A 26,783-nucleotide genomic window follows, 5' to 3' on the forward strand; every position below is an offset into this window, starting at 1 on the left:
GTAGCTGTCCACTGAGTCAGAAAGTATGATTTCATATGGTTGGGTACTTATGACCATGAACACACTGATTGTTTCTGACATCTTTGGCAGAACTGACGCACTTGAAGCGCTCGCACAAAGCCTGTCTGGCCACGTGAATATTTTGGATCCCTATGATTCCGTAAAACCCGGTTTCTCTTCAGAATCTGAGGCATATGAAGCATTCACCCAATCTGTCGGCATGGATCGTTATGCAGCGCTAGTGGCAAAAACAGTGTCCAGGTATACAAAGCCACTCACCTTAATCGGTTTCAGTGCCGGTGCATCGGCCATCTGGATAACCTCCGATCATCCCGCCATTCCATCAGGATCAACAGCAATCTGCTTCTACGGTTCTCAGATCAGACACTGGGAACAAATCAACCCAACCATCCCAACGCATCTTATTTTTCCTGAGCATGAAAAACACTTTGATGTGGCTCTCCTTATGGATAGCCTCTCACAGAAAGAAAAGGTGACCGTTGAGCAAGTGCCTTACCTACACGGATTTATGAATAAACAGTCGATGCAGTTCAATCATAAGGGCTACCACGCCTTTATTCAGCAGCTAAGCCATAAGGGGAGAAGCAATAAATAATTTACCCGCCACCCGTCATTCCCACGCAGGTGGGAATCCACCACGAACAGTGGATCCCCGCCTTCGCGGGGATGACGATGGGATGAATCTGAATACCTCCCCCTTAAGATGATTTGATATCGCTGGCTATAGCACCTCCCTACCTCCATAAACAACCTTCCTACATGGTTTGAGCACCCAATGGGAAAGCCCCTCATTGTCACTCAACTGCACTCCCGTTATACTGCCCGTCCTCTTGTTAAATTCCAGGCGGCGATCCCGCCAATACTTCATGACCACAGAAACTACACTCCCTCCGCAGGGCGAAAAGCTGCAGAAAATCCTGGCGGGCGCCGGCCTTGGCTCGCGCCGTGAGATGGAGCGCTGGATCACCGAAGGACGCATTAGCGTCAATGGTGTTAAGGCCACATTAGGTGACCGGGCTACCGTGTCCGACACCATCGCCGTTGACGGCCGCCTGATTAAACTGGATGCCTATGCCTCCGGCGTGCGACGTATCATTGCGTACAACAAGCCAGAAGGTGAAATCTGCACCCGTTCTGACAAAGAAGGCCGCCCGACCGTATTCGACAAACTGCCGAATCTCAAAGGCGAACGCTGGATCTCCATTGGCCGCCTTGATCTCAACACTTCCGGTCTGCTGTTGTTTACCAACGATGGCGAACTGGCCAGCCGACTGATGCACCCGTCTTACACCATTGAGCGTGAATACGCGGTGCGAGTGATGGGCACCGTTACTCAGCAGAAAGTAAAGAACCTGTTCGATGGCGTCGAACTGGAAGACGGCAAAGCACGATTCACCGACATCGTTGAATCCGGCGGCACCGGCATCAATCGTTGGTTCCACGTTTGTATTCTTGAAGGCCGTAACCGTGAAGTTCGTCGCCTGTGGGAATCCCAGGAACTGACCGTCAGCCGACTAAAACGTGTGCGTTTTGGCAGCCTGATCATTCCAGACGGGCTACGTCAGGGGCAATTCCAGGAACTGCAAAAGTCAGATATCGATGCACTGGCCACATTGGTTGAACTGCCATCTGCACCGTCTTACCACAAAAAGCCGACAGAACGTTTGAAAAAGAACGAAGTCAAAGCGAAGAAGGTGAAAGGTGGTCGACGCCCTAGCCCTCACGCAAAACAGCGTTCTCGCTGATCACTTCTGATCATTTGTTATCCACAGGGCCAACGGCTCTGTGGTTATAATACCAATGTCGCTTTTAAATTATGGAGTGAGCAAGTTATTTTGTGCGACTGGGCAAGGCGAAGAGACGAGTCATAGCCTTAGCTATGGCGAGGAACTTCAACGCAGATCCAGTCGCACAAAATGACTGCACAGCCCATAATTTAAAAGCAGAATTGGTATAGATGCGAAACCCTCTACACTTTCTCCCTCCTGCTAATATTCCAACTGGACATCCCTACTGTATCTATATACAGTACTAATAACCCAAAACAGGAGGAAGCCCATGTCCATTACCCCCATGTGGCGCGTTGACCGGGACGGAAGCATGTTTACAGATAAGAAAGCCGCCGAAGAACACGATCGCATGCTGGAGCTGGCCGATGGCATCACTGGCCTGCTGGAGTCGCATTTTGAGATTGATGAGAAGCTGGCGGAAGAAATCGGCTTACTGATGTCCCGCAATAAAGATGTGATGGCTCGCGCCTTTAAAGGCAAGCCAGATGCATTGGAAGAAATTCAAAGAAATGAAGCAGTTGAAGCTGACAACACCGTGGATATCCGCGAAGCCGTCGCTTGATACTACGTAGTTAGCCACATGAAATCATGTCAGGTACTGAATCTCCAGTGCCTGTTTTTTCCTTAACCACTCTCTAACCCTTCCCTAAATTCCGACCTTCAGGCTCCCCCCCTACCACTAATAGATAACTTATTTTCCAATTCGAAAATGTTAAAGTAAGCACCATGAATCACACTAATAAAAAACATTCAATTAAATCAACATATTAATAACATTTTTTAATTCGGATTATCCAGGGAGGGATGTATGGGCGTTGAAGTAAATCCATCAAATCGATTAGGGGTCAGCGAGCTTAGAAAACGCTTTGAGCAACCGAAAGACAATGCGCCACTTTCCTCTGAGAAAAAAAATCAGTACAAGCCGGTAAGCCCGCAGGTGCTCATCAAGCCACAACAATCAGCCCAGATAACTACGGCAAAAATTCTCCCCAGTAATGCCATTCAAATGCTTTGGCTGGCACTCTCCGCTGACAGCCAAAGTCCAGTCGTGAATAATCTTGGTGATCTTGAACAACAGATTTCCAAGCTTTTACGTTCAACTCAAGGATTAACCGTTGGACAGCTTAAACATTGTCTAAAAAACTCTGAAATGAACAAACAGTGGAGAGATGCGTTTTTAAGCTCACCCTCCTTGAAGTATCATCTGGAAGCTAATGGCTTGAAATTCTACACGAAGCCTATGGCCGACCGATTTGCACAAGCGCTGGTCACGTCACTCCCTGCCGATGCAAAGCCCGTTACTCAAAGACAGATTGAAAAGAAAGACGACATTCCACGTCAGCCTGAAAAAACGATCAACATCTCGAAGATACCTGTTAAAAAGAAAGCTCCGCCACTGGCAAAAGTGATAAAGAAAACGACAAAAGATGCTATTCATGCGGCTCAGCCTGTAGCGGCGAAAGCACCTATTCAAAAAGCAGAACCAACCCACAAGGCCGAGTTAACCGCACTGTCCAACATCCTTGAAGTAAAGTATCCACAGAATCAAGGCACCTCTATTCAAGACACATTAACGGAAACTATCCGTTCTATGCTCGGTGATTCCAAGCTCAGTATGAAGGCATTTAAAACAAAGCTGAATCAATTACGTACTGATAATGCCTGGATATCATCTTGCCTTAGTGATCCTGAATTGACTCGAAAATTTGATTTCTCTGGAGCACCATCCGATTACACATTTTCTCTTTCAAGCGTTCTCGTAAAGCATATTGTGTCACCAACAAAATCCAGCAATGACAACAAGCCAGTCAAGAATGTACCGAAAAAGCCATCGCCAGCGGTTGAAGTAAAAGTAACCACGAATACAAACACGCCATCAACCCAACGCAAACAGGCCGCTCCCACAGATGTCTTGAAAAAAACAGCAACAACCCAAGAGACTTTCAAACAGGAGACTCGCAAACAGGAGACGCGCAAACCAGAAAACGTCCGTATCAAGTTAGAAAAGAAAAGCCTGCCTGCCGTTAAGAAATCATGGGTAAATAACCGCGAAGACAAACGAATAAGCGGCAAACCCTTTACATCGGTTCAAGTTGAAACCACCGATGGTAAGCTTTTGAATGCTGAATTACTGAACTTGCTGCCTGATGAAGTATTAAAAGCAAATGGTTGGTCACAACCAGATATTGATCGGTTAGTAGTAGGCAAAAGAAAGAATGGATTATCAACAGATGCACTCAGCGCTCTGAACGTTAATCATTCTGTATCTACAAAAAAGGCCCGCTTTTATGGCCAAGGTGCATTTGGCTTGGTAAAGCACGCAAGAATACAGCTGAGCGAAGAACAAAATGCTCGCTGGTGCGTTGCCAAAAAGATAACTCCCCAAACTTTCTTAAATCGTGCCGGTGAGCGTGAAGAAAACATTCGATATGAAGACGTCATGAGGGAAGCAAGACTTCAGAACCAATCAGGCTGTGCGCCTGAAGTTTACGGCGTTGCGGACACCTACAAGACATCAAATGGTAAAACAAAAGAGCATCAATACATTGTATTTATGGAGCAGGCCAAAGGGATCGATGGTTTTAATTTTTTAAAGCAACAACGATCATTGATGACGACGCAGGATAAATTAACCCTGACCCAGAACACTGCCAGTGCCATGTCCACCATGCACAGCAATGGTATTTGCCATGGGGATTTAAAGTCCAATAATTTAGCCATTCACCCAGAAAGCCTTGGCGTAGAAATATTCGATTTTGGTGCTGCGGTTGAAGGCAAAATGCAACATAATTTCAAAACCTATGAAAGGGCACCGCTATATTTGCCGCCAGAGTTAGTAACAAAACCATATTCACGCCCCAGTATCACAGATATGGAAAAGGTTGACGTTTATTCACTGGGGGTTTTCATTGGTGAGACGTTTAGTAGTGGTGGATTTTTTACACATGGCCGTGATGAACTTTGGACAGCCAGATCTTTACGTCAAGCCCAACATATGATCAATGACCGTTTAACCCGCTTAAACATTAGACATCCAGAAATAGCCTCACTGGTGTGTGACATGGTAAACGCCAAGCCAGAATCAAGACCCTCAATGCAGGCAGTCAATCAACGGCTGCAACTCATAATGGCTCAGGAGACCCTTCAGCGTGAGGCTCGCTCTGCATTCAAACGCGAAGATTCAGGGTATGGCAGTGCAACAAGCACTCCTCTTTCAGAAAAAAAGAGCGAAAATACGAGCCCTGTTTCCAGTCATACAAGCACCAGAAACAACACATTGAATGCCATCTTTAAAGCTCTGGATGGTAAAGAGATTAAAACCTTCGATCATGCCATGACGGCACTTGGGCTCAACTATAAAACAGCCTCAATTGACGCTGCCAAGAAAGCCTATAGAGAACAGGCGCTGCGCTATCATCCGGATAAGTTCCAACCCAGTAATCTGGATGGGTTGAGTGCCCAGCTTGAAAAGCTGGAAGTTCAAAGGCAAAAACAACAGGCTGCCGATTTAATGTGCCTGCTAAAAAAGGCTAAGGAGAGGATAATCATAGATTTAAGCCTCTGACCAGTGAGCTCAAATAGCCGGGTAACGTTTGAATGGATTGATACATAAGGGCTTGCATCAATCCATTCTAATTCGGCAGGGGCATAAGTATCCGATCATATGAAATCGAATATTTCTGACTTAGTGGTTAGTTACTGTGCAAGGCACATCGGAGTGAGCATAGCCTTTATGCCCTGTGGGTAGTAGCTATGTGATCGTAGATGTAACGCCGCAAAGTGGCTGACCAATAAGTCAGAAAATATGATTTCATATGGTTGGGTACTTACTATTGCGCCTGAACAATGTTCACCCCATAGCCAATTACCATCATTTTCCAACTCCTGTCTATAATCACATCTGTCAACTTCGGTCATCCGAGTAGTGCAATTTAAGAGGATTCCGCTAATATAGCGCGCTTTTTTTGGTACAAGCGTCATCATCACCAGCACGTAACGAGGCTGTTGCAAAAGGTAGCGAGCGCAGTCAAGACAAGGCAAAAAATGGCGAAAAAGCGCAGTTTACATTGAGTAAATGAGCATTTTGAGCCATTTTTTAACGCTGTATTGGCAAGCGCAGCCCTTTTGCGAAAGTCTCGTAAACTGAGAGAAAGCTCAGGAAAAACCGTGCAATGAAGCGTATGATTGACCCATTATCAAAATTCCTTTGAACATCGTTTAACACCGCCCTGTGACCTCTCCGGGATTGCAGGGCTGTCAGGCAAGGTTAGTAGTCAAATATGACGAGTTTCGTTTCTGGACAACGCTGGATTAGTGATACTGAGACCGAACAAGGGCTGGGCACGGTGCTCACCTTCGACAGTCGCATGGTCACCCTGCTGTTCCCCGCCACCGGGGAAACCCGGCTGTACTCCATTAACAATTGCCCGCTGACCCGCGTCGAGTTCAACCCCGGAGATCGTGTTGAAAGCCACGAGGGCTGGACCATTCTGGTCGCTGAAGTGATAGAAAAACATGGTCTGCTCACTTACTGCGGCACTCTGGAAGATGGTACCCCCTGCCAGCTGCCAGAAGCAGAGCTGGGCAACCATATCCGCTTCAACAAACCTCAGGATCGCATGCTGGCGGGTCAGATTGATCAGAACAGCAATTTTACCCTGCGCTACAAAACCCTGAACTACAACCACAGTTTGCGCAAATCGCCACTGCGCGGTCTGGTAGGCCCAAGAACCAGTTTGATTCCTCACCAGCTGCATATCGCCCGTGAAGTCTCTCAGCGCCATGCGCCGCGGGTCATGCTGGCAGATGAAGTGGGCATGGGTAAAACCATTGAAGCCGGTTTGATTCTTCATCAACTGTTAACCACTGGCCGTGCCAATCGCGTGCTGATTCTGTTACCAGAAAGTCTGGTGCACCAGTGGCTGGTCGAAATGCTTCGTCGTTTTAACCTGCGCTTCAGTGTTTTTGATGAAGAGCGCTGCCGTCAGGCGGATGATGAAAACCCATTCAATACTGAGCAGTTAATTATCACCAGCATTGGCTTTCTGAGTAATGACGACGAGCGTCGTCAACAAGCGCTGAAAGCCGAATTTGATCTGCTGATTGTCGATGAAGCCCATCACCTGATCTGGTCCGAAGAAGAAACCAATCCAGAGTACCAGTGCGTAGACACCCTGGCTCAACAGATTCCTGGTTTATTATTGCTGACAGCAACCCCTGAGCAAATGGGCACCAAGAGCCACTTTGCTCACCTTCGCCTGCTGGACCCGGATCGCTTCCATGACCTTGCCGCTTTTGAAGCGGAAGAAAGTCGTTATGAGCCAGTGGCAGAAGCCGTTCAGGAATTATTGGATAACAATAATCAAACCCTGCCGGCACAGGCGAGAGATCATCTGATCAACTTTCTGGGCGATGACAGCAAGGCGCTAATTAACGTGCTGGAAACCGGTGAAGAAGATGCCCGCAATACCGCTCGCACACAATTACTTCGTCGTCTGTTAGATCGCCACGGCACCGGCCGTGTCATGTTCCGTAACACCCGTGCTGCCGTTGGTGGCTTTTCAGGTCGTGCGGTGCAGGGTTATCCACAACCGCTGCCAGAGCTTTATGAAATCGCTCTGGAAGAAGAAACATTTTACCGTCACAACCTCTATCCGGAACTGGCCTATCAGGCACAGATTCGCGTAGACGATATGGACCCATGGTGGAAAGTCGATCCTCGTGTTGACTGGTTGATCAACCTGCTCAAACTGCTGAAAAAAGAAAAAGTGCTGGTTATCTGCGCCAACGCCAATACTGCACTGGATCTGGAAAATGCCCTGCGCATATTGTCAGGCATTCCTGCGGCTGTATTCCATGAGAATATGAGCATCATTGAGCGCGATCGGGCCGCCGCCTTCTTCGCGGAAGAAGAGCATGGTGCACAGGTTCTGGTGTGCTCCGAAATCGGCAGTGAAGGTCGTAACTTCCAGTTTGCCCACCATCTGGCACTGTTTGATTTACCAGAACATCCAGACCTGTTGGAACAGCGTATCGGTCGTCTGGACCGTATCGGTCAAACGGAAGCGATCAAAATCCATGTCCCTTACCTTCAGGGTACCGGTCAGGAAGTGTTGTTCCATTGGTACGACCGTGGTTTGAACGCCTTTGCGGACACCTGCCCCGCCGGCAGCATGGTGCAAATGCATTTAGGCGAAGAACTCACGCCTTATTTACAGCCCGGTAGCAAAAGTTCCGAAGCAGACATTGCAGCACTGTTAACCAAAGCTGCCGAGATGAATGCCCAGCAGATGGAGCACCTGCATAAAGGCCGGGACCGTCTTCTGGAGTTGAATTCCCGAGGTTTGGCGTCCAGTGAAGATATGATCAATGATATCGAAGAACAGGAACAACCACGTCAGCTGAAACGCTTTATGGAGAAGCTTTTTGAAGGTTTCGGCGTTGAATCTGAAGACTACTCCAAACACTGCCTGGTGATTCGCCCGGGCAGCCATATGATTACCACCTACCCTGGCATCTATGAAGATGGCATGACGGTGACCTTTGACCGCGAGATGGCGCTGTCCCGAGAAGATATGCACTTCCTCACCTGGGAACACCCGATTGTCACCGAAGGGATGGACATGGTGCTCACCAGTGAATTGGGTAACACTTCCGTCGCCCTGTTGAAAAACAAAGCGCTCAAACCCGGCACCATGCTTCTGGAAGCCATTTACGTAGTGGAAACCAGCGCAGACAGAACCCTGCAGCTGGATCGTTATCTGCCAGCGACCCCCATTCGCTGCCTGATTGACCCTGCGCACAACAACCTGTCGGAAAAAGTGGCATTCGATACGTTGAATGCTCAGCTTCAGCCCCTCAAGCGTGGCGTTGCCAAAAAGCTGGTTAACGCCCAGCGGGCACCATTCCTGACCATGATTGAAAAGGCCGAGGCTTGTGCCAAAGAACAGGTTCAGCCCATTGTCAGCACAGCTTGCCAACATCTACTTACTGATGTCACAGAAGAGATTAAGCGACTGGCAGCGCTGAAAGTGGTCAACCCGAACGTGCGAAGTGAAGAGATAGAATATCTGAAAAATCGTGCAGCACTTGGCCATCAGGCACTGCAAAAAGCCGTTCTACGCCTTGATGCTCTTCGCATCATGATTGCAGGATAAAGCTCAACGTCAACAGATCCTTGCATTGCTTTTTTCTAAAGAAGAACAGCAATGCAAGCACTTTACGAATGTCAGCAATACTAACCATCTAGTTAGAATAACACTTGTCAATCAATGGGATACTGCCATCACTGTATTAAGCAATTGCGGGTGATGTCATGCAAAGGATTGTACTCTTAATTATTCTCTCAGTTTTTATCCCTCTTTCATCTCAGGCCGATGACCACCCTTTCGGCCTTTCCGAAAATATCACTTTGGTCAATGATGAGACCATCGACAGCCTTGTCAATAACAGTGACCGACTGGTTGTCCTGATTACCATTAACGACACCTATCAATATGGTTATTTCAAGACGCCAGAAAGAATCCAGCTATTTAACCAGCTCAGTGCTCGTTATGGAGATCAGGTGCACATTCTGGTTGCCCTGAGAAGCCATATTCCTGAAAGAAAATGCGATTATGCAGCTGAGTGTTTGATTACCCGCCCAACGGGCACACAGTTTTGGGACTCATTTCAGGACAGGGTTTTATTTTTCAGTAATGGCGAGAGAACAGGGGGATGGGGTGGTGCTTTCACGCTTGACGCTCTAGACCTTCCAGGAAAGATTGATAGTCACAACAAACGCGGTTTCTAGAGGCTGTCGAAACAGTCCTGGTTCTCATTCTTTGCGTGGGAGCCGGAAACCTTGATGTTTGGGGTATGCAACGAGTTGGCTGAGAGTTTTGCGACAACCTCGGTGCATGGAAACCAGAGCTATAAACGCGGAATGCAAAAAAACCCTGGCTCAGTTAACCAAGCCAGGGCTCCTCGTTTACGCTCTTTCCATCCGCATCAAAATTTCTTCTTTTGCCTGCAGACGGTCAAGCTCACGCTGATCTTCCTCTCTCTGGCGCATTAACTCGTTAAATTCAATACGAGCCTGTTGAGCCAGAACAGAGGCGGCGTCTTTCTTCTCCTTCGCATCCACAATATTCTGGTTGAGACGCTCAAACTCTTCCATCATATGCGGTGGCGCTTCACCCAGCTCGGAACCGGTCGCACCACGAGCCATGGCTTCCATGCGAATCTGTTTTTTCAGCGCAGCCAATTCATCATGAGCCTGACGTTCCGCACAGACAGCTTCTGTTGCTTGATCCCTAAGCTGCTCAAAGCGCGCCAGGGCAGAACCCTCAAGGCTCCATGGATCCACTTCTGGCAGATCGTCAATGTTAATGTTAATCGTGGGTTCTGTGTAACCTTCCTGACGGGAGATATCCAACATGGTTGCTTTCACCGCTGAAATCATCAGCATGACCGCAATCACCAACAATGGTAAACCGCCCACAATCGCCGCTGTCTGCAAGGTCGCCAGGCCGCCCATGAACATCAGCACTGATGGCATAACCGACAACACAAATGCCCAGAACAAACGATTCCAGCGCATTGGATCTTCAGTCACATTATTTTGCACCACAGACGCCAGAATAAATGAGATGGAGTCAAAAGTGGTCGCGGTAAAAATGATACACAGCAAAGTAAACAACGCGATCACGACAGTACTAAACGGCAACTGTTCAAGAATACTGAAGATCGCCTTGGTTGCGCCTTCAGCGTTCAGAATAGCCACAACATCCAGCTGACCAGACAACTGAAGAGAAAGCCCGTAGTTACCCAGTACCATAAAGTACATGGCACAACCGAAAGAGCCACAGAAGACCGCACCAGAGACCATTTGTTTAATGGTTCGCCCTTTGGAAATACGAGCCACAAACAAGCCCATGCTAGGTGCGAATACCAGCCACCAAGCCCAGTAGAAGATCGTCCAATCCTGAGGGAAATGAGTATTTTCAAAAGAACCGTAACCACCAAAAGGTTCGGCCCAGGTCGCCATAATGAAGAAGTTACTCATCATTCGGCCAATGGAGTCCAACCCGGTTTCCACCATGAACAACGTTGGACCACAGACAAAGATAAACGCCAGTAGTCCGATAGCACCCCAGAAATTGATATTACTGAGCACTTTAATACCGCCATCCATTCCCTTGTAAGAAGAATAAGCGAACAATGCCGTACAAACCGCCAGCACACCAATCTGGGTGGTATTGGTAGAAGGAATTCCGGTGAGATACGTTAAGCCTTCGTTAATCAGCGGTGCTGCGAGACCCAGTGTGGTCGCTGCACCACCGAGCAGGCCAAAGATAAACAGAACATCAATGATTTTGCCAATGGGACCATTACTGCGCGCTTCACCCAATACTGGCATCAAAGCCGCAGACACTTTTAACGCTGGGTTTTTGCGCACATGGAAGAAATAGGCAATAGGCAACGCTGGAATCATATAAATACACCAGGCGACCGGCCCCCAGTGGAAAATTCCGTAAGTCGCCGCCCAGCGAACCGCTTCTTCACTGCCCGGTTCTAACTGGAATGGTGGCGCCTGATAATAGTAAGCCCACTCAATGCTGCCCCAATAAAGAATGCTGGCTCCAATACCACCACAGAACAGCATGGCAGCCCAGGAAGCGGTGGAATATTCCGGCTTCTCATCAGCATCGCCCAGTTTGATCTGACCAATATCTGAAAACACGACATAAGTCATAAAAAGAACAGCGGCCAACCCCAGGGCAAGATAAAGTACCCCAAGGCTGTCGGTCATAAAGGTTTTAGCAATGGCAATCCAGTGAGCCCCCTCTTCTGGAAACACTGCCAGCGGTATAACCACTGAGGTTAATAAAATCAGCGCACCAAAAAAGGTAGGCTTATCGATAAGCTTAAAATGCTCTTCCATTGTTTAGGTCTTCAACTGCGGGCAACCATCGCGGCTGCAAAACATAGTTATGATGTGTATATTTGTGGATGGTAAACTACTTAAAACATCCCGATAAAGGTTGGTAATGTGCTCTCAGAGTCACTCCGTGAATACATAATACATTGGAAAAATCCATATTATTATAAGTAGAAACCCTTACACCCCACCCTAGTTAAACCTATATTGTCGTATATTATTAGAAGCTCGTCGTGACTATATCAGTCCAAACTACATGGCTGACTGACGTCGCCAGCCCAACAGATTACTTATAAAAATCCTTCTCACCTTCCGGCCGACTTTTGAAACGGCGATGCAGCCACATATATTGTTCCGGATGTTCTCGTATACGAGCCTCAATAAACTGGTTAACGACTAACGCATCCTCATAATCATCACCAGATGGAATGGTCTCTAAAGGCGGGTAAACACGGAATTCGTATCCCGGGTTATCTGACAGCCGAGTGACCACCAAAGGCACCACTTTGGCTTTTCCTGCCTTGGCTAACCTTGAGGTACTGGTGATCGTCGTTGCCGGAATATTAAAGAAAGGCACGAAAATGCCATGCCTTGCACCATAATCCTGATCCGGTGAAAACCAGACGATTCGCCCATTGCGTAAAGATCGCATCGTCCCGCGCATATCCCGGCGATGAAGTAATTGACTGCCCGGATCAAAACGGTGCCGCATGCTGCGCTGAATGTACTCAAACACCGGATTTTTATGCTCTCTATAGGACGCATCCACACTGTGACGCAGTGTCACCATACGCCCTGCCAATTCTATGGTGGTAAAATGCATCACCATTAAAATAGTGCCTGACTCAGAGTTAAGATGCTCTAAACCTTTATAGTGAACCAGTTTCTCAAGACGGGATGTTGGCCACCACCAGGCCATGGTGATTTCCATAATCCCCACACCAACTGACTCGAAATTCTTTTTCAGTAACTGCTTACGCTCCCGATTATTGAGCTCGGGAAAACATTTCTCCAAATTGACTCGAGTGACATGAACCCGATCACCGGCCAGATAATAGGAAGCTCGCCCCAGTACTTTACCAATGGCAACGATCCAGGAATAAGGAAGCAATGAGGGTATCCAGGTAAGACCGACACCCAGCCAGGTTAGCCAATACCTGGGATGAAGGTACGCCCATAGAAATACATCATCTGCACGGGCGTCTTTGGGAGAATCACTCTTTGAGTTTAAATCGGAATTTTGCGTCATATTGCTTGATTCAACACTTGTATCTAATCGATGAGTTCTCTAGGCTACTTCTATTGATGCAAACAAATTTACAGCCGGAACTGCTGTCTTCTTATTTGCTGTTTGCTGCTAACCAGAGTCGTACATTATGACCCTTAAACTGCATACTGGTTCTACCACTGCAGCCTTCAAGATGACAGGCAGTATTTATACACTGACCACACTTGAATTGCATACAACCAACCCAGCAGATATTACCACTCAACTGGAAACCATGACGCGTAAAGCGCCCAATTTTTTCCAGCAGACACCCGTTATTATCGCACTGGAAAGCCTAACCGCTGAACTAACCACTGAACAGTCAACCATTGATTTATTTAAGCTGCGTCATAGCTTACAACAGTTTGGCCTTTATTTGATTGCTGTTAGAGGCGGACAGGAAAAGGATCGACAGGCTGCCATGCTGGCCGGTATCCCCTGGCTTCCATCCCCAAAACAGCAGGATAAATCATCTCATCAAGATGAAAAGACAGATTCCAATGTCGTCATGATACAGTCTCAGACAACATCTCAGGCAGCAAAATGCCAAAATGACACAGTACAACAGGTCACCGATAAGAAAACGACACTGATCGAACAACCAGTACGTTCCGGGCAACAGATCTACGCTGAAGGCGATTTAGTCATCACCAGTCCTGTTAGCTCTGGGGCTGAATTATTGGCCGGCGGCAATATACACGTCTATGGCCCATTACGCGGACGCGCTCTGGCGGGTGTTAACGGCAATTCCGAAGCCCGTATTTTTTGCCTTCAATTTGAAGCAGAACTGATTTCGATTAACGGCCAGTACAAGATGCTATCGGCAAGCTCAGATACTGATAACCTGTGGGGTAGTAGCGTTATTGTTGCTCTTAACAACCAAAGCTTGCACATAAAGAAGCTTTGAGAAATACTGAACAAAAGTTCAGCTATACCCAAAGTATTTCAAGTTGCTACGCGGCGGCAAGTAAGCAAACTCCGCGAGCCTACAATAAGTAGGTGATCGGGGTGAGAGAACGCTCCCAATAAAGTGGTAAGTTGAAAGGCGATGGGTATATTCGATTTTCTATCGCAGGATTCCACATTGGCTCGCATAATTGTAGTGACTTCTGGAAAAGGTGGTGTTGGTAAAACCACAACCAGTGCTTCCATTGCAACCGGATTAGCCCTGAAAGGCCACAGAACCGTTGTTATTGATTTTGACGTTGGTCTTCGAAACCTTGACCTTCTTATGGGCTGTGAGCGTCGTGTTGTATACGACTTTGTCAATGTAATAAATGGTGAAGCCGAACTTCATCAAGCACTCATCCGAGATAAGCGCACGGAAAACCTGTCAATCCTTCCTGCCTCCCAAACACGGGATAAAGAAGCCCTGACTTTTGAAGGCGTCGAAAAGGTTCTGAATCTGCTGGCGAAAGATTTTGAATTTATTGTCTGTGATTCGCCCGCCGGGATTGAACACGGTGCCTTAATGGCGCTGTATTTTGCTGACGAAGCGATTATCACAACAAACCCTGAAGTATCCTCTGTCAGAGACTCTGATCGCATTCTGGGGATTTTACAGAGCAAATCCCGCCGTGCTAAAGAGAATCTTGAGCCGGTCAAAGAACACCTGCTGGTCACCCGCTATAATCCAGAGCGGGTCACCAGAGGTGAGATGCTGAACATCACCGACGTTGAAGAGATTCTGGCCATCCCTTTGATTGGTGTTATTCCGGAATCAAGCTCTGTGCTAAAAGCATCAAATCAGGGCGTGCCAGTCATCTGCAATAACGAGACGGATGCCGGCCAAGCTTACAGTGATGTTGTTTCACGTTTTTTAGGAGAGAATCTCCCTCACCGCTTCCTCGAAGCGAATAGAAAAGGATTTCTGCAACGTATGTTCGGAGGGATTGGATGAGCCTTATGCAGTTATTTCGTACACGTAAAGAAGACAACAGCGCTGCCATTGCCAAAGAGCGACTAAGAATCATTGTCGCCCATGAACGGGGCAGCCGGAACGGCCGTGACTTTCTTCCAGACATGGAACGGGATATTCTGGAAGTGATTCGCAAGTATGTAGAAGTACAGCAGGAATGCATCGACATTAAGCTGGATTCTCAGGATGACTGTTCCATTTTAGAAGTGAATGTACAGCTGCCGAATTGAGGGCAGCTGTCGTTAACTCTCATTGACCAGAAGCCGACACCTTCACATCCAATCGCTTTACAGCTGTCCCAAAATTCCCAAGCTGGTACACAGCCATTTCTTCAATTCCAAACTCAAAATCCTGAAACGCTTCAGGGCTTTGTTCATGAAGCACTGCATTCCACTGCTTTGCCCTTGCCTCCATCGGGGAATCCGGTTTTAACAGCACATCAATAGCGATCAAATGATCAGGGTGTTCTGCTAACGCTATAGACACCGTAAAGCACAAAATTATCACTACTATGCTGCCACAGTGTTTCCAAGGCATTTACGGCGCCTCCCACAACATTGATTAACAAGCCACAGAGGCTTGTAGTAAGATCACAACACAACATGCAGGATAGCCTAATGAGCACAGAACATTTTAATCAGGATCTTATCCAGTTCCTGAACGATTCACCAACGCCTTATCACGCTGTCGCCACGATGGTGCACCGACTTCAGAAGGCGGGCTATGAATCACTTGATGAGTCTGAAACATGGACTCTGAAGACTGGCGGAAAGTACGTCGTTACCCGTAATGATTCATCCATCATCGCTTTTGTTCTGGGAAACACAGATCAAGGGGTTCGTATGGTGGGTGCGCATACAGACTCCCCTTGCCTGAAAGTAAAACCACATCCGGAACTGAACAAACACAGCTACTTCCAACTGGGTGTCGAAGTATACGGCGGCGTGCTGTTAAATCCGTGGTATGACCGCGATCTTTCCATTGCAGGCCGGGTTCAATACATCAACAGCAAACAAGAGCTTTGCCAGCAGCTGATTAATTTTGAAAAACCGGTAGCCGTGATTCCAAGCCTTGCGATCCATCTGGATCGAGAAGCCAATAATGGTCGTGCTGTTAATCCACAGACCGACATCCCCCCTATTCTTTTTCAGTTAGGCGACGATGAAAAAGCCGACTTCCGTGAACTATTAAAAGAGGAGCTGGCTCGTCAAGGGCACACAGATTGTGAATCGGTGATAGAATACGATCTGTCTTTCTATGACACTCAGAGCGCAGCTGTCATCGGCCTGAAAAATGATTTTATTGCCAGCGCCCGCCTGGACAATCTGTTGAGCTGCTACGTTGGCCTTGAGGCTCTGTTGAACAGCCAACCGTCCGACGTCACTGCCCTTTTGGTCTGTAACGACCACGAAGAAGTGGGCAGCGTTTCCACGACGGGTGCCCAAGGTCCTTTCCTGAAAAGCGTACTGGAACGAATCTATGGCAATGGTGAACCATTGACCCGGACAATGAGTAAATCCATGCTCATCTCCACAGACAACGCCCACGGGATTCATCCAAACTACGCCAGCAAGCACGATGAACACCACGCCCCTGTTCTGAACAAAGGCGCGGTCATTAAAGTCAACGCTAACCAGCGTTATGCAACGAACGATGAAACCGCTGCCGTCTATCGGCTGCTCTGCCAACAAACCGGTAACCAGGTGCAGCACTTTGTTACCCGTTCTGATATGGCTTGCGGCAGCACTATTGGACCATTGACTGCCGGCGTATTGGGTGTTCGTACTCTCGATTTGGGACTACCTACCTTTGGCATGCACTCAATCCGCGAACTGGCAGGCACTCGTGACGCCTATGAGCTAAGCAAAACATTGACTGAGTTTTTTGGCCTCAAACAGCACGCCTTCTCAAAAATTTGATACTTTATCCAGAAACCTGTCGGATTTAACGAGAAATCTCCGACAGGTTTCTGACAAGATAACTCTGCACCGTTTTTTGCCGCCGGGTTCAAGACTCCCTCTTCACCCTGTGAACACCCGTGTTACACATACTTTCAAACAGCTACGCAAAGTCATGTCATACGTACAATTTCAGACTGCATATTTCCGGCCGATGTTGCTAACCTGTTTATAAAGCAAATCAAATAGCACAGGCACTTTACGGCATGAAAGTTCAGCAAAAAAATTCACGTACACAACGACCCGCTACCCGTGGTCAAAATCCGTTTTCAATTCATCAAAGCACAATTACTTCGGTAAGACCTTTGCTGAAAGCATCCACGACACTGCCTGCTACCCGCTCATTTGATGAAACTGGCGGGTACATCAAAGGGTACAACTGAGTACCCTGCTCAACCTTATAGATCGTAAAGTGCCTTATCCGGGAGACATTACTTCGTCCCTGGAAATCCCTTCTATACACTCTCTTCTGTAAAGCCTCTTTAAAGAACCATTGCTTTTTTCCGGTAGCCTTGCTGGAATAGAAGCATGTTATCTTTCAAAACCTGAATGTTTTGGACTTCTGTTGACCAGCGCAATCGTCAAAGCACAGTAACTTTTAGGTGCAGATGAACACTCGCACCATCTGCTATCAACCATAGTAAGGCTGTATTATGCTGTATCCAGAACCATGGAGCACTCTCAAGTTATTAGCTCAAGTGATTGCCAATTCGAGCGATGATTTGAGAGTGACTCAACTTTAATTGCATTTAACTTGCGTCTAAATTGCGTCTAAGCATGTATGCCAGGATGGCACACTTAAACAGACAGAATGACACGGAGCCAAAGCCTCTATGATCTCAAAACTGCGGCCAGCCAAGCGCATCCTGCCGTTCTTTTTGTCACTGTTTTTTACCGCAAGCGTTGCTCTGGCGGTCGACAAAGACATCAGCCAGCCCGTTCCCGAACTGAGCCCAAACCTGCAACAAGCCATTGCCAGCGTTCATGTGGTTCAGCTGCTCTCTAAAAGCCATTACCGCAAGGTGCCGTTGGATCAAGAGCATGTGGAAAAAGTCTTTGACCGCTATCTGGATCGACTTGACCCTAACCGCAGTTTTTTTCTGCAGTCAGACATTGATGAGTTTGCGTCTTACCGTAAGCAACTGGGCGAATCACTGAAAAGTGGCGATCTGAACCCAGCCTTCGCGATTTTTAACCGCTACCGTGAACGGGCAGAAGAACGCGCCCGGTTCATGGTGGATCAGCTGGATAAAAACTTTGCCTCTCTTGACCTGAAGAAGAACGAATCTCTGATCATCGAGCGTAAAGATGAACCCTGGCTGCCTAATCGGAAAGCACAGCAGGACTTATGGGATAAACAGTTTAAAGACAGCGTCCTTAGCCAGAAGCTGAACAATAAAACCGATGATGAAATCATTTCGCAGCTGCGCAGAAGAAACTCCAATCTGCTCAGACGACTGCACCAAAGCAAAAGCGAAGACGCCTTTCAGACGTACATCAATGCCTTCGCTGGCATCTATGACCCACACACCCAATATTTCTCGCCACAAACTGCCGAGAATTTTGATATCAATATGAGCCTGTCTCTGGAAGGCATTGGCGCCGTGCTCTCTTCTGAGGATGAATACACAAAGGTGGTTAGCGTGGTGCCCGGAGGCCCTGCCGAAAAAGCAGGCCAACTGAAGCCAGGTGACAAAATCATCAGTGTCGCTCAAGGTAAAAAAGGCGAACTTGAAGATGTGGTCGGCATGCGCCTTGATGATGTCGTCAAACTTATCCGTGGTGCAAAGCGTACATTGGTTCGTCTGGAAATCATTCCCGGCAGCAGCAAAGACAGCAGTACCCGAGTGTATGAGATCGTTCGTGACCAGGTAAAACTGGAAGAACAGGATGCATCCAGTCGAGTCATTGAGCTCACCGACAATGGAAAAACCAATCGCATTGGTGTGATTGAACTGCCTACGTTCTATATTGACTTCAAAGCAGCCCAATCCGGTGACCCTGATTACAAGAGCACTACCAGGGATGTTCGTCGATTAATAAAGGCGCTCGAGAAAAAGAACATTGATGGCCTCGTTATTGATCTTCGTGGTAACGGCGGCGGCTCATTACAGGAAGCCAATGAATTAACCGGCCTGTTTATCGATAAAGGCCCAACCGTCATTGTTCGCAATAGCCGCGGCCGCTCAGATCAGCAGGAAGACCCGGACTCAACCCAGCTTTATGATGGCCCTATGGTGGTGATGATTGACCGCCTGAGCGCCTCCGCTTCGGAAATCTTTGCCGGCGCCATGCAGGATTACGGTCGGGCACTGGTGGTCGGCAGCCAGAGCTATGGCAAAGGCACAGTGCAAAGTATTCAGCCCTTGAACCATGGCCAGCTGAAACTGACTTTGGCTAAGTTTTACCGGGTCTCCGGTCAGAGCACCCAGAATCGTGGCGTCATCCCTGACATCACCTTCCCATCGCTCTACGACGGCCGGGACATCGGAGAAGACACTCTCCCTGATGCCCTGCCATGGGATAATATTTCTCCCGCATCTTTCCGTCCGTACGCTGACTTCAGCCCCTATTTGCCTGAGCTGCAAAAGAAGCACGCAAGCAGAACCCGGAACAATGCGGATTTCGTCTATCTTCATGAGATGAAGGATTACTTTGAACATTACGAAAATCAGAAGACCGTTTCCCTCAGCTCAGAGAAACGCCAACTGGAGCTACAAACCATGCGCAGTCAGCGTCTGGCCATTGAAAATCGTCTCAGAAAGTCCAGAGGCCAATCGCTGCTGAACAATCTGGATGAACTGGAAGAGGCCAATGAAACTGAGCTGGAGCAGAAAAAGAAAGACAAAGAACCTGACGCCTTTCTCCAGGAAACCGGTGTTATTCTCTCTGATATGATCAAAGTGACGGATAATAAACAGCTCTTTACCCGCCGTTCAAACTGATCCAGGATTACTTTCCCTGCAGGTTATTTGATCCCGCAGGGAAAGCAACAGATCTAACTGTTAGATCATATTAATGATGTTCCACAGTAGATTTAGCTGCAAACCTATATTCTGATCAATCGAGCAGGATCGGAAAAAAATACCAACTCTATTTACACACTACTTATATTCTATTACTTCTACGTTTGCCAATTGCCGGGCTTTTCCGGGTTACGCCAATATTATCGTATAGGACTCGCATCCTACAAAGATCTTGATCCAAAATAGCTTGGCGTAACTCGGCTTTGACGTTTTCTTCGGATAGCGTGGCTCCTAATTGATAAAAAAATGCCGCATCCTCTTTGGGGTAGTATCTGTCATTATTGCAACAGGTTAATTTTTTATACATCATATCAGAGATAAACAGCTTATTAAGCAATTGTGTATTAACGAGCCTTGCTCCCATATGGTGGTAATATTTTGCTAATCGCATGTTATTTTTTTCAAGTGCATTTTCAAGCCCTTTGTCGAGATCGGGCTGTAATGGTTTTATACCTCCGAATTCATACATGGCCTGCAATTTTTCCATGGGCTTTCCGTTATAGCCTGCGTCAAAGCTAGTCATCGGCCTATTTTCCTCCATTACTGCAACCATACCGGTGCATAAATCCGGATCATTCTCCATGAGCCTGCCGCCTAATGAATAAAGCTGTTTAACCCTCTCGACAGAGGTGAAATTAACCAAATGCTCTTTTAATTGCTCATTGATAAGACTGTTACTTTCGGCATCTTTTTTTGTACCGCTTGCTAGTAAGTAATGAGCAATATAAAGAAGATCGTTACGAACAGCACTTCTAAACAAATCATTAGCTATTGCCTGTTGCCCGGGAGTGAGTTCTGATAAATTGAAAAGTTTTTTCTGTATCCTAAAAGTACAACAACCACTCTTTTCGCTGATGCACTCTTCTATTTTGCTTAGCACCAGTGAGTTTAGTCGAGCTCTCAACCCAGGTTCAGGTTTTACTCCAAGCTTGAACAGTTGAGAGACACCATCCAAGTCATCTAATGCCAAATAGCCTTCCAGTGCTTTATTCAGTGTTTTTTGTGAAGCCCTATTTCCTATAACCCCAATGCTAACCAACCGTTTTTGTAAAGTTTTCCAGTCGGATGCATCTTCATCAATTTCGTCATTCTCATAGGCAATCGTCAGAATATCGCTCATCAATGTCTGTAGTTCAGGTGTCCTGGTTAGCAATGATGTCTCATAGTCTTTGTTATGACTTAAGGTCTTTAGATGCTCTTTCAAAGAAGGCAGCAGTGGTAGCTCTTCAATTTTAGCTTCCGTTATCCCCCCTGACCTTTCTACTGCTTCAAGTATCTTTTTATAGGATATAGATGTCAGCGCGTCAGGCGAAGTTGCACTGATAAATGTCATAACAACCTTTAATTGAGCTAGTCGTCTGTTCATGATGGACAGATCTGATTTGACGTTCCGCTGCAAGCACTCATGCAGTTCATTGATGTATAGTACTGAGTTCTTATGAAGTGTTCTGACGTCGCAGTTAGCACCCAGCTTCAATATTTCTAATGCAAAACCGCAATGGTAATTTTCAATGGCTTGGATCAGAGATTTATCCAAGCTATCTTGTATTCCCCCCGTTATAGGCAAACCAATTATTTTCAGGTATTTCACCTTTGCCAACAATACAGGAATTTTACATCCTAATGCGCAATTTAATTCTTCCATTAAATCATTAATGACCGGGAGTGCTTTTTCCAACATATAGCTTTTAATAATTTCTTCAAGTTCTGTATTTTCTCTCAGAATAGATTTAATGTCTTCAGCAATTCCTTTGTACCGGTGGTGATCGCAAAGGAAATCAATCATCCTTTTAATGAATACACCAACCTCTTCTAAAGAAGGTGCTTCCGAAATAAACGTCTCTAAAAACCTAACAGCTCCCCACAGGGAAATACTGTAAGCTCCTGGAGTTTCGAATGCTTGCTGAATAATATCGAGATTTGGCAGCTTATGCTCTGCTCCTATTTTCAGACACCTAGAATAGTTATAAAAATTGCTTTTCTTAAATTCTTCTAAAGCGATGACAGTATACCCCTCTTTCAAGCTACATGTTGCTTTCGCTCCAATACCCAACAATGCTTCCGTGACATCTAAAAAACTTGAGATATCGTTCATTGAGTATCTTGAATCTTTGTTGATAACAGCTGTTTTTAACATTTGGTTTATATTGAATTGATAACCGCCCGGTTTTTCCGCCCCTAGCTCAATTAGTTTTCTGATACAATCAATGGATTTTAAAAGATCATACGCGAACACCGCTGAATCGGTTCTCATAACTCGATCGAGCGTGTTAATAAGTGCCTGATCAAGTGACTCCTGATAACCCAAGGGCTCTCTATCGGGCAGAAAATATGCTTCGTTACTTAAGAAGCGAACAATGGAGGTCGATTGTTGCTCACACTCAGTTTTTCTTTCTTTGATTAAGGATTGCAATACTTTAGCTTCTTTATAAGAGTCAAAGTATCCGTCTTTACCTGTTGCTACAGCTTTTACTGTCCTATTGAAAGATCGCGAAAGTGCAATTAAGACAGGATCATGCTCATCGTTTTTTCTCACCTCAACCGCTCGAGACATTTGTTCTCCGTACCCTAACCTACCTTCAACCATCACAATGCTCTCTATTGGTTAATACAAATGCCCTTTTGAAACTATGGGAGATCCGAGAGCCTGAATTAACCCTGTCAGCTGGAGCTCTGGTATTTGACTTGCGCAAACCCTGAGGACCATTCGGACCTGCATGCGCTCTACCAATCATCATTCACAACAAATCTCAATTTCTTGTTATAAAATAGGTTGGACTCCAAACTTATTTATTAGTTCATTCTGATCGAAATTAGAGATTTAATATAATGAAAAACACACATGTCAATCTACAGGATTTATTCTCTCAGCTTGGACTGAACTCCGAAACAGATCAGATTCAACAATTCATCAACGAACACCACTTGAGCAGCGATATCAAGCTTGAAGAAGCACCCTTCTGGAATGAGGCACAGCGTCAGTTATTGCTCGAAGGAAGGAATGATGATGCCGAATGGAGCGAATCTATTGATGAGCTGGACGCATTATTAAGGCATTAAACACAACAGGGAAGCATCGACTTGTTCCCTGTTGTTTTAGCTTAGTGGCTTGTTACGGTTGAAGAATCCCCAAGCACTTCCGCAAGGCTGGAGCGTGACAGCAACCCTTGCAACTGACCATCATCGTCTATCACGGGCAGAGGGAAGTCGGTATCCAATGTATCCGGAATCACGGCTTCTAACAGAGAGTCCGCCTGAATGGCTGGCACCGTTTCGACCACGACTGTACTGATATTATTGTTACTGCCAGTCTCTACCGCTTCTTCCAGAGTTTCCTGAAGGATAATTCCCTGATAGCCATCGTCATTGATGTAATAGCCATACTCTTCCGATGACTTGCGCATCTGCTTCAGAGCTTCACCAATGGTTTCTGCAGTAATACGATACTCGGGCGGCTTCATTACCGTTTCCACCGTCAGAGCCCGGGCACGGTTGACGTCTTTAACAAACGCTTCCACATAATCCGTTGCCGGGTTCAGCAGAATTTCTTCCGGCGCCCCCTGCTGCACCAACTCACCGTCTTTCAGAATGGCAATGCGATCGCCCAAACGAAGTGCTTCGTCCAAGTCGTGAGTAATAAAGACAATGGTCTTCTGCAGTTTACTTTGCAGCTCAATCAATTGATCCTGCATTTCACTGCGAATCAACGGATCAAGGGCGGAGAAAGCTTCATCCATTAATAGGATTTCTGCATCTGTACACAACGCCCGAGCCAGACCAACCCGCTGTTGCTGTCCTCCGGACAGTTGAGCCGGATACTGCTGCTCGTAACCGGAAAGCCCAACGGTATTCAGCCATTCCTGAGCTTTTTCTAACCGCTCTTTCTTATTGACACCCTGAACCGTGAGACCGTAGGCCACATTATCAATCACTGTTCGATGGGGCATCAGGCCGAATCGTTGGAAGACCATGGACATCTTCTGCTGTCGGAAAGATTCTAACTCTTTTGGAGAGAACTCAGTGATATCGGTTCCCTCTACCAGAATTTCGCCTTCCGTTGGATCAATCAGACGATTGAAGTGACGAATCAGTGTGGATTTACCAGAGCCGGAAAGCCCCATAATCACAAAGATCTCGCCCGCATTCACTTCGATATTAATGTCCCGAAGCCCAAGCGTGTGCGCCGTATCCACCAGAATCTGGTCTTTCGACTCACCTTTATGAACCCGCTCCATCACTTTCTTTGAGTTCTTACCAAACAACTTGTACAACCCGCGAATCTGAATCAGCAGCTGCTTTTCTGAATGAAGATCAGACATGTCCGGCACCTCCAAGATGTCTCTGAGTCCGACGGGCATAAGCCTGGGAAACCCGGTCAAAGATGATTGCCAGGGCGACAATGGCCAATCCATTTAACAGCCCAAGAGTGAAGTATTGGTTAGTGATGGATTTTAATACCGGCTGCCCAAGGCCTTTCACACCGATCATGGAGGCAATAACCACCATGGCCAACGCCATCATGATGGTCTGGTTAATACCCGCCATAATGTTTGGCATCGCTAATGGTAACTGAACGCCGAGCAGTCGCTGGGTTGGGCTTGCACCGTAGGCGGTTGCCGCTTCAAGCACTTCTTCATCCACCAGCCTGATACCCAGATTGGTCAAACGGATGACCGGAGGAATGGCGTAAATCACGACAGCAATAACGCCGGGGATTTTCCCGATACCCAGCAACATAACAACCGGGATTAAATATACGAAGGCTGGCATGGTCTGCATAATATCCAGCATCGGCGTCACTATTTTCTGAACACGATCCGATCGAGCCATAGCGATACCAATGGGTACCCCAAGAGCGATTGAGAGCAGTGTGCATACAGTAATGACACTGAGGGTTCGCATGGTATTTTCCCACATACCAAAATAACCAATGGCCAGCATGGAACAGACGACACCCAGACACAGTTTCCAGGAGCGGCCAGCCGCATAGGTAAACCCGGCAATGGCTGCAAGAACAAGCCACCAGGGGGAACTGAGTAACAGGTTTTCAAACCAGATAAGAAAAGAGAGGAGCGGGTCAAAGAAGGATTCGATCAGGTCGCCGTATTCACGGGAGAAATCCCGGTAAGCGCCATCCAGTGTTTTTCGCAGTGTAATAATGTCACTTCGATCCATATCTGGAAACGAAGTAAGCCATGATTCCTTAGCCATAAACTTCAGCCTTTATTTTTATTAATACTTTTGTCTTTGAAAGGCATCCGACAGAGTCCTTCTATCGAATACCTTTTACTGAAGGCTGTCCGATAATAGCGCCCGTAGCGAGGATGGCAGAAAATTGAGGATAAAAAATCGATTTAACGAGGCGAATAGCCAGCTATTCAACGAGTGTAATCGAATTTTTAGACCAATTTGCTGTCACCGCAGTAGGGCAGGCTATTGTCGGACAGCCTTCCGTCCAAACACGTCAAGTATGTGAATGGCGGTGGCTACACAAACATCTCGGTGCAACCACCATTGCACAAAGGCGGCTAATACCAATTTTGCATTTAAATTATGGGCTGCGCAGCTATTTTTGGAGACTGGATCTGCGTTGAAGTTCCTCGCCATAGCTACTACCCGAGGGCATAAAGGCTATGACTCGTCTCTTCGCCTTGCCCAGTCACCCAAAATAACTTGCTCACTCCACAATTTAAAAGCGCCATTGGTATAATTACTAATTTTCCAGCGCTGCCAGCTTCGTCTTAACAGTTTCAGCGGTTTCAGCAGACATCCACTGAGTCCAGGTATCTTCATAATTCGCGAAGAAATATTCCATAGCCACATCGCCGTCAGCTTGATTGTCTTCCATCCAAGCCAGGATTTCATTCATCTGCTGGTTGGTGAAAGAACGAGTCGCCAGATAATCAAACGCTGCTGGTGCCTTAGCTGCAAAACTTTCTGTGGTGATGGTATTTACCGGAGAAGGTGGATACATGGTCACTTTCGGTGATTCACAATCTTCTTTGGTAATACAGTTAACGAACTCTTCTTCATCAATGCCGGAACCAAAGTCAACTTTCACCATTTCGTACTTACCGAGCACGGAAGAAGGCGCCCAGTAATAACCAAACCATGCTTCGTCACGCTCATAAGCTTTGGCAATAGCACCAGACATCGCCGCACCGGAACCCGGATCAACCAGCTCAAAACCATCATCTTCCAGTTTCAGGGCACGGAAAAGGTTGCCAGAGTTGATCTGGCAATTCCAACCGGCTGGGCAGCCGTAGAAGGCAGAAAGATCAGGATTCTCAGGATGTTTGAAGAGATCAGCATTTTTGCGAACACCTTCAATGGTTTTCAGTTCAGGATTGGCTTCAACCATGTACTTAGGTACCCAGAAACCTTCTTCACCACCTTCTGAGAGCGATTTACCCGCATAACGAAGGCGCTTTTCTTCAACACCTTTATCAAACGCCACTCTCATGGAGTTACTCCACATTTCCGGCGCGATATCAGGCTCTCCTTTTTCAGTCATGGATGCACCGGTAGCCATAGTGTTACCTGGCACCAGTTCAACAGAACAACCGTATACATTTTCCAGAACGAACTCATCAATGTGTGCCATCAATGTGGCCGAGTTCCAGTTCATATCCGCAATGGTTACGTCGCCGCAGGCTTGAGCAGGGGCTGCCTCAACAGCCACTGTTTCTGCAACTGTCGCTTCAGGAGCACTTTGGGCAACCGTCGCTTCAGGCGTCGTCTCAGAAGAATTATTGTAAATAACTGCAGCAGCAATGGCCGCAAGTACGGCACCGGCCGTCAATGATCGCTTTAGCATTTTTATACCTTATTCAATGCAAATCCATTTTTTCACGATCGATAATTTACACGTCTAATGATTA

At 46.9% G+C, this 26,783-nt stretch carries 20 protein-coding genes; 13 read left to right on the forward strand and 7 right to left on the reverse strand.

Going from position 1 to position 26,783, the window contains the following annotated elements:
* Positions 1 to 49: 49 nt before the first annotated feature.
* From Q1B11_RS03850 to Q1B11_RS03875, 6 genes are all read left to right on the forward strand, one after another.
* Positions 50 to 616 carry a hypothetical protein gene (locus tag Q1B11_RS03850; protein WP_299727827.1) on the forward strand — a complete coding sequence of 189 codons (567 nt, stop codon included), beginning with the start codon at positions 50 to 52 and terminating at the stop codon, positions 614 to 616.
* Between the two features lie 271 nt (positions 617 to 887).
* On the forward strand, positions 888 to 1,766 hold the full coding sequence (gene rluB / locus Q1B11_RS03855; protein ID WP_067520063.1) for a 23S rRNA pseudouridine(2605) synthase RluB: 879 nt from the start codon (positions 888 to 890) through the stop codon (positions 1,764 to 1,766).
* Positions 1,767 to 2,079: 313 nt separating this feature from the next.
* Positions 2,080 to 2,373 carry a YebG family protein gene (locus Q1B11_RS03860; protein WP_299727833.1) on the forward strand — a complete coding sequence of 98 codons (294 nt, stop codon included), beginning with the start codon at positions 2,080 to 2,082 and terminating at the stop codon, positions 2,371 to 2,373.
* 246 nt (positions 2,374 to 2,619) lie between these two features.
* Positions 2,620 to 5,376, forward strand: coding sequence for a protein kinase (locus tag Q1B11_RS03865; RefSeq protein WP_299727835.1), 2,757 nt, complete (start codon positions 2,620 to 2,622; stop codon positions 5,374 to 5,376).
* A gap of 715 nt (positions 5,377 to 6,091) precedes the next feature.
* The gene (gene rapA, locus Q1B11_RS03870) at positions 6,092 to 8,968 is read left to right on the forward strand and encodes an RNA polymerase-associated protein RapA (protein WP_299727840.1); all 2,877 of its coding nucleotides are present in this window, start codon (positions 6,092 to 6,094) and stop codon (positions 8,966 to 8,968) included.
* Between the two features lie 158 nt (positions 8,969 to 9,126).
* Positions 9,127 to 9,603, forward strand: coding sequence for a hypothetical protein (locus Q1B11_RS03875; RefSeq protein WP_299727843.1), 477 nt, complete (start codon positions 9,127 to 9,129; stop codon positions 9,601 to 9,603).
* A gap of 177 nt (positions 9,604 to 9,780) precedes the next feature.
* On the opposite strand, the gene Q1B11_RS03880 is transcribed toward Q1B11_RS03875, so the two are convergent.
* A complete protein-coding gene (locus Q1B11_RS03880) occupies positions 9,781 to 11,736 on the reverse strand; it encodes a BCCT family transporter (protein ID WP_299727845.1) in 1,956 nt (651 codons plus the stop codon).
* A 283-nt stretch (positions 11,737 to 12,019) separates the two neighbouring features.
* On the reverse strand, positions 12,020 to 12,982 hold the full coding sequence (gene lpxL, locus Q1B11_RS03885) for an LpxL/LpxP family Kdo(2)-lipid IV(A) lauroyl/palmitoleoyl acyltransferase (RefSeq protein WP_299727847.1): 963 nt from the start codon (positions 12,980 to 12,982) through the stop codon (positions 12,020 to 12,022).
* 127 nt (positions 12,983 to 13,109) lie between these two features.
* On the opposite strand from lpxL, the gene minC reads away from it, so the two are divergent.
* The 3 genes from minC (at position 13,110) to minE (ending at position 15,148) form a co-directional block, all read left to right on the forward strand.
* Complete coding sequence (gene minC, locus Q1B11_RS03890; protein WP_299727850.1) at positions 13,110 to 13,907, forward strand: septum site-determining protein MinC; 798 nt, start codon at positions 13,110 to 13,112, stop codon at positions 13,905 to 13,907.
* A gap of 177 nt (positions 13,908 to 14,084) precedes the next feature.
* Positions 14,085 to 14,900, forward strand: a complete 816-nt coding sequence (gene minD, locus Q1B11_RS03895; RefSeq protein ID WP_299727853.1) for a septum site-determining protein MinD — start codon at positions 14,085 to 14,087, stop codon at positions 14,898 to 14,900.
* The gene (minE, locus tag Q1B11_RS03900; protein ID WP_067520079.1) at positions 14,897 to 15,148 is read left to right on the forward strand and encodes a cell division topological specificity factor MinE; all 252 of its coding nucleotides are present in this window, start codon (positions 14,897 to 14,899) and stop codon (positions 15,146 to 15,148) included. The genes minD and minE overlap by 4 nt, the downstream gene beginning before the upstream one ends.
* Before the next feature lie 19 nt (positions 15,149 to 15,167).
* Here minE and Q1B11_RS03905 read toward each other — a convergent pair whose 3' ends face one another.
* On the reverse strand, positions 15,168 to 15,455 hold the full coding sequence (locus tag Q1B11_RS03905) for a hypothetical protein (RefSeq protein ID WP_299727861.1): 288 nt from the start codon (positions 15,453 to 15,455) through the stop codon (positions 15,168 to 15,170).
* 80 nt (positions 15,456 to 15,535) lie between these two features.
* Here Q1B11_RS03905 and Q1B11_RS03910 point away from each other — a divergent pair, with 80 nt between their 5' ends.
* The 3 genes from Q1B11_RS03910 to Q1B11_RS03920 all read left to right on the forward strand — a co-directional run bounded on the left by Q1B11_RS03910 (position 15,536) and on the right by Q1B11_RS03920 (position 19,821).
* Positions 15,536 to 16,837, forward strand: a complete 1,302-nt coding sequence (locus Q1B11_RS03910; RefSeq protein ID WP_299727864.1) for a M18 family aminopeptidase — start codon at positions 15,536 to 15,538, stop codon at positions 16,835 to 16,837.
* 245 nt (positions 16,838 to 17,082) lie between these two features.
* Complete coding sequence (locus Q1B11_RS03915) at positions 17,083 to 17,259, forward strand: hypothetical protein (RefSeq protein WP_299727867.1); 177 nt, start codon at positions 17,083 to 17,085, stop codon at positions 17,257 to 17,259.
* A 450-nt stretch (positions 17,260 to 17,709) separates the two neighbouring features.
* Positions 17,710 to 19,821, forward strand: coding sequence for a carboxy terminal-processing peptidase (locus Q1B11_RS03920; RefSeq protein ID WP_299727870.1), 2,112 nt, complete (start codon positions 17,710 to 17,712; stop codon positions 19,819 to 19,821).
* Positions 19,822 to 19,984: 163 nt separating this feature from the next.
* On the opposite strand, the gene Q1B11_RS03925 is transcribed toward Q1B11_RS03920, so the two are convergent.
* Positions 19,985 to 22,456: a hypothetical protein gene (locus tag Q1B11_RS03925; protein WP_299727873.1), complete on the reverse strand. Its 2,472-nt coding sequence runs from the start codon at positions 22,454 to 22,456 to the stop codon at positions 19,985 to 19,987.
* Between the two features lie 275 nt (positions 22,457 to 22,731).
* On the opposite strand from Q1B11_RS03925, the gene Q1B11_RS03930 reads away from it, so the two are divergent.
* The gene (locus Q1B11_RS03930; protein WP_299727876.1) at positions 22,732 to 22,962 is read left to right on the forward strand and encodes a DUF2789 family protein; all 231 of its coding nucleotides are present in this window, start codon (positions 22,732 to 22,734) and stop codon (positions 22,960 to 22,962) included.
* Between the two features lie 41 nt (positions 22,963 to 23,003).
* Here Q1B11_RS03930 and Q1B11_RS03935 read toward each other — a convergent pair whose 3' ends face one another.
* From Q1B11_RS03935 to Q1B11_RS03945, 3 genes are all read right to left on the reverse strand, one after another.
* Positions 23,004 to 24,221: a glycine betaine/L-proline ABC transporter ATP-binding protein gene (locus Q1B11_RS03935; protein ID WP_299727879.1), complete on the reverse strand. Its 1,218-nt coding sequence runs from the start codon at positions 24,219 to 24,221 to the stop codon at positions 23,004 to 23,006.
* The gene (locus Q1B11_RS03940) at positions 24,214 to 25,113 is read right to left on the reverse strand and encodes a proline/glycine betaine ABC transporter permease (RefSeq protein WP_299727882.1); all 900 of its coding nucleotides are present in this window, start codon (positions 25,111 to 25,113) and stop codon (positions 24,214 to 24,216) included. Before Q1B11_RS03940 ends, Q1B11_RS03935 begins: the two co-directional genes overlap by 8 nt.
* Before the next feature lie 502 nt (positions 25,114 to 25,615).
* Positions 25,616 to 26,719 (reverse strand): ABC transporter substrate-binding protein, encoded by a 1,104-nt coding sequence (locus tag Q1B11_RS03945; protein ID WP_299727885.1) that lies wholly within the window; start codon positions 26,717 to 26,719, stop codon positions 25,616 to 25,618.
* Between the last annotated feature and the right edge of the window lie 64 nt (positions 26,720 to 26,783).

Origin of the sequence: uncultured Endozoicomonas sp., assembly GCF_947495845.1 — a bacterium.
Classification (GTDB): Bacteria; Pseudomonadota; Gammaproteobacteria; order Pseudomonadales; family Endozoicomonadaceae; genus Endozoicomonas.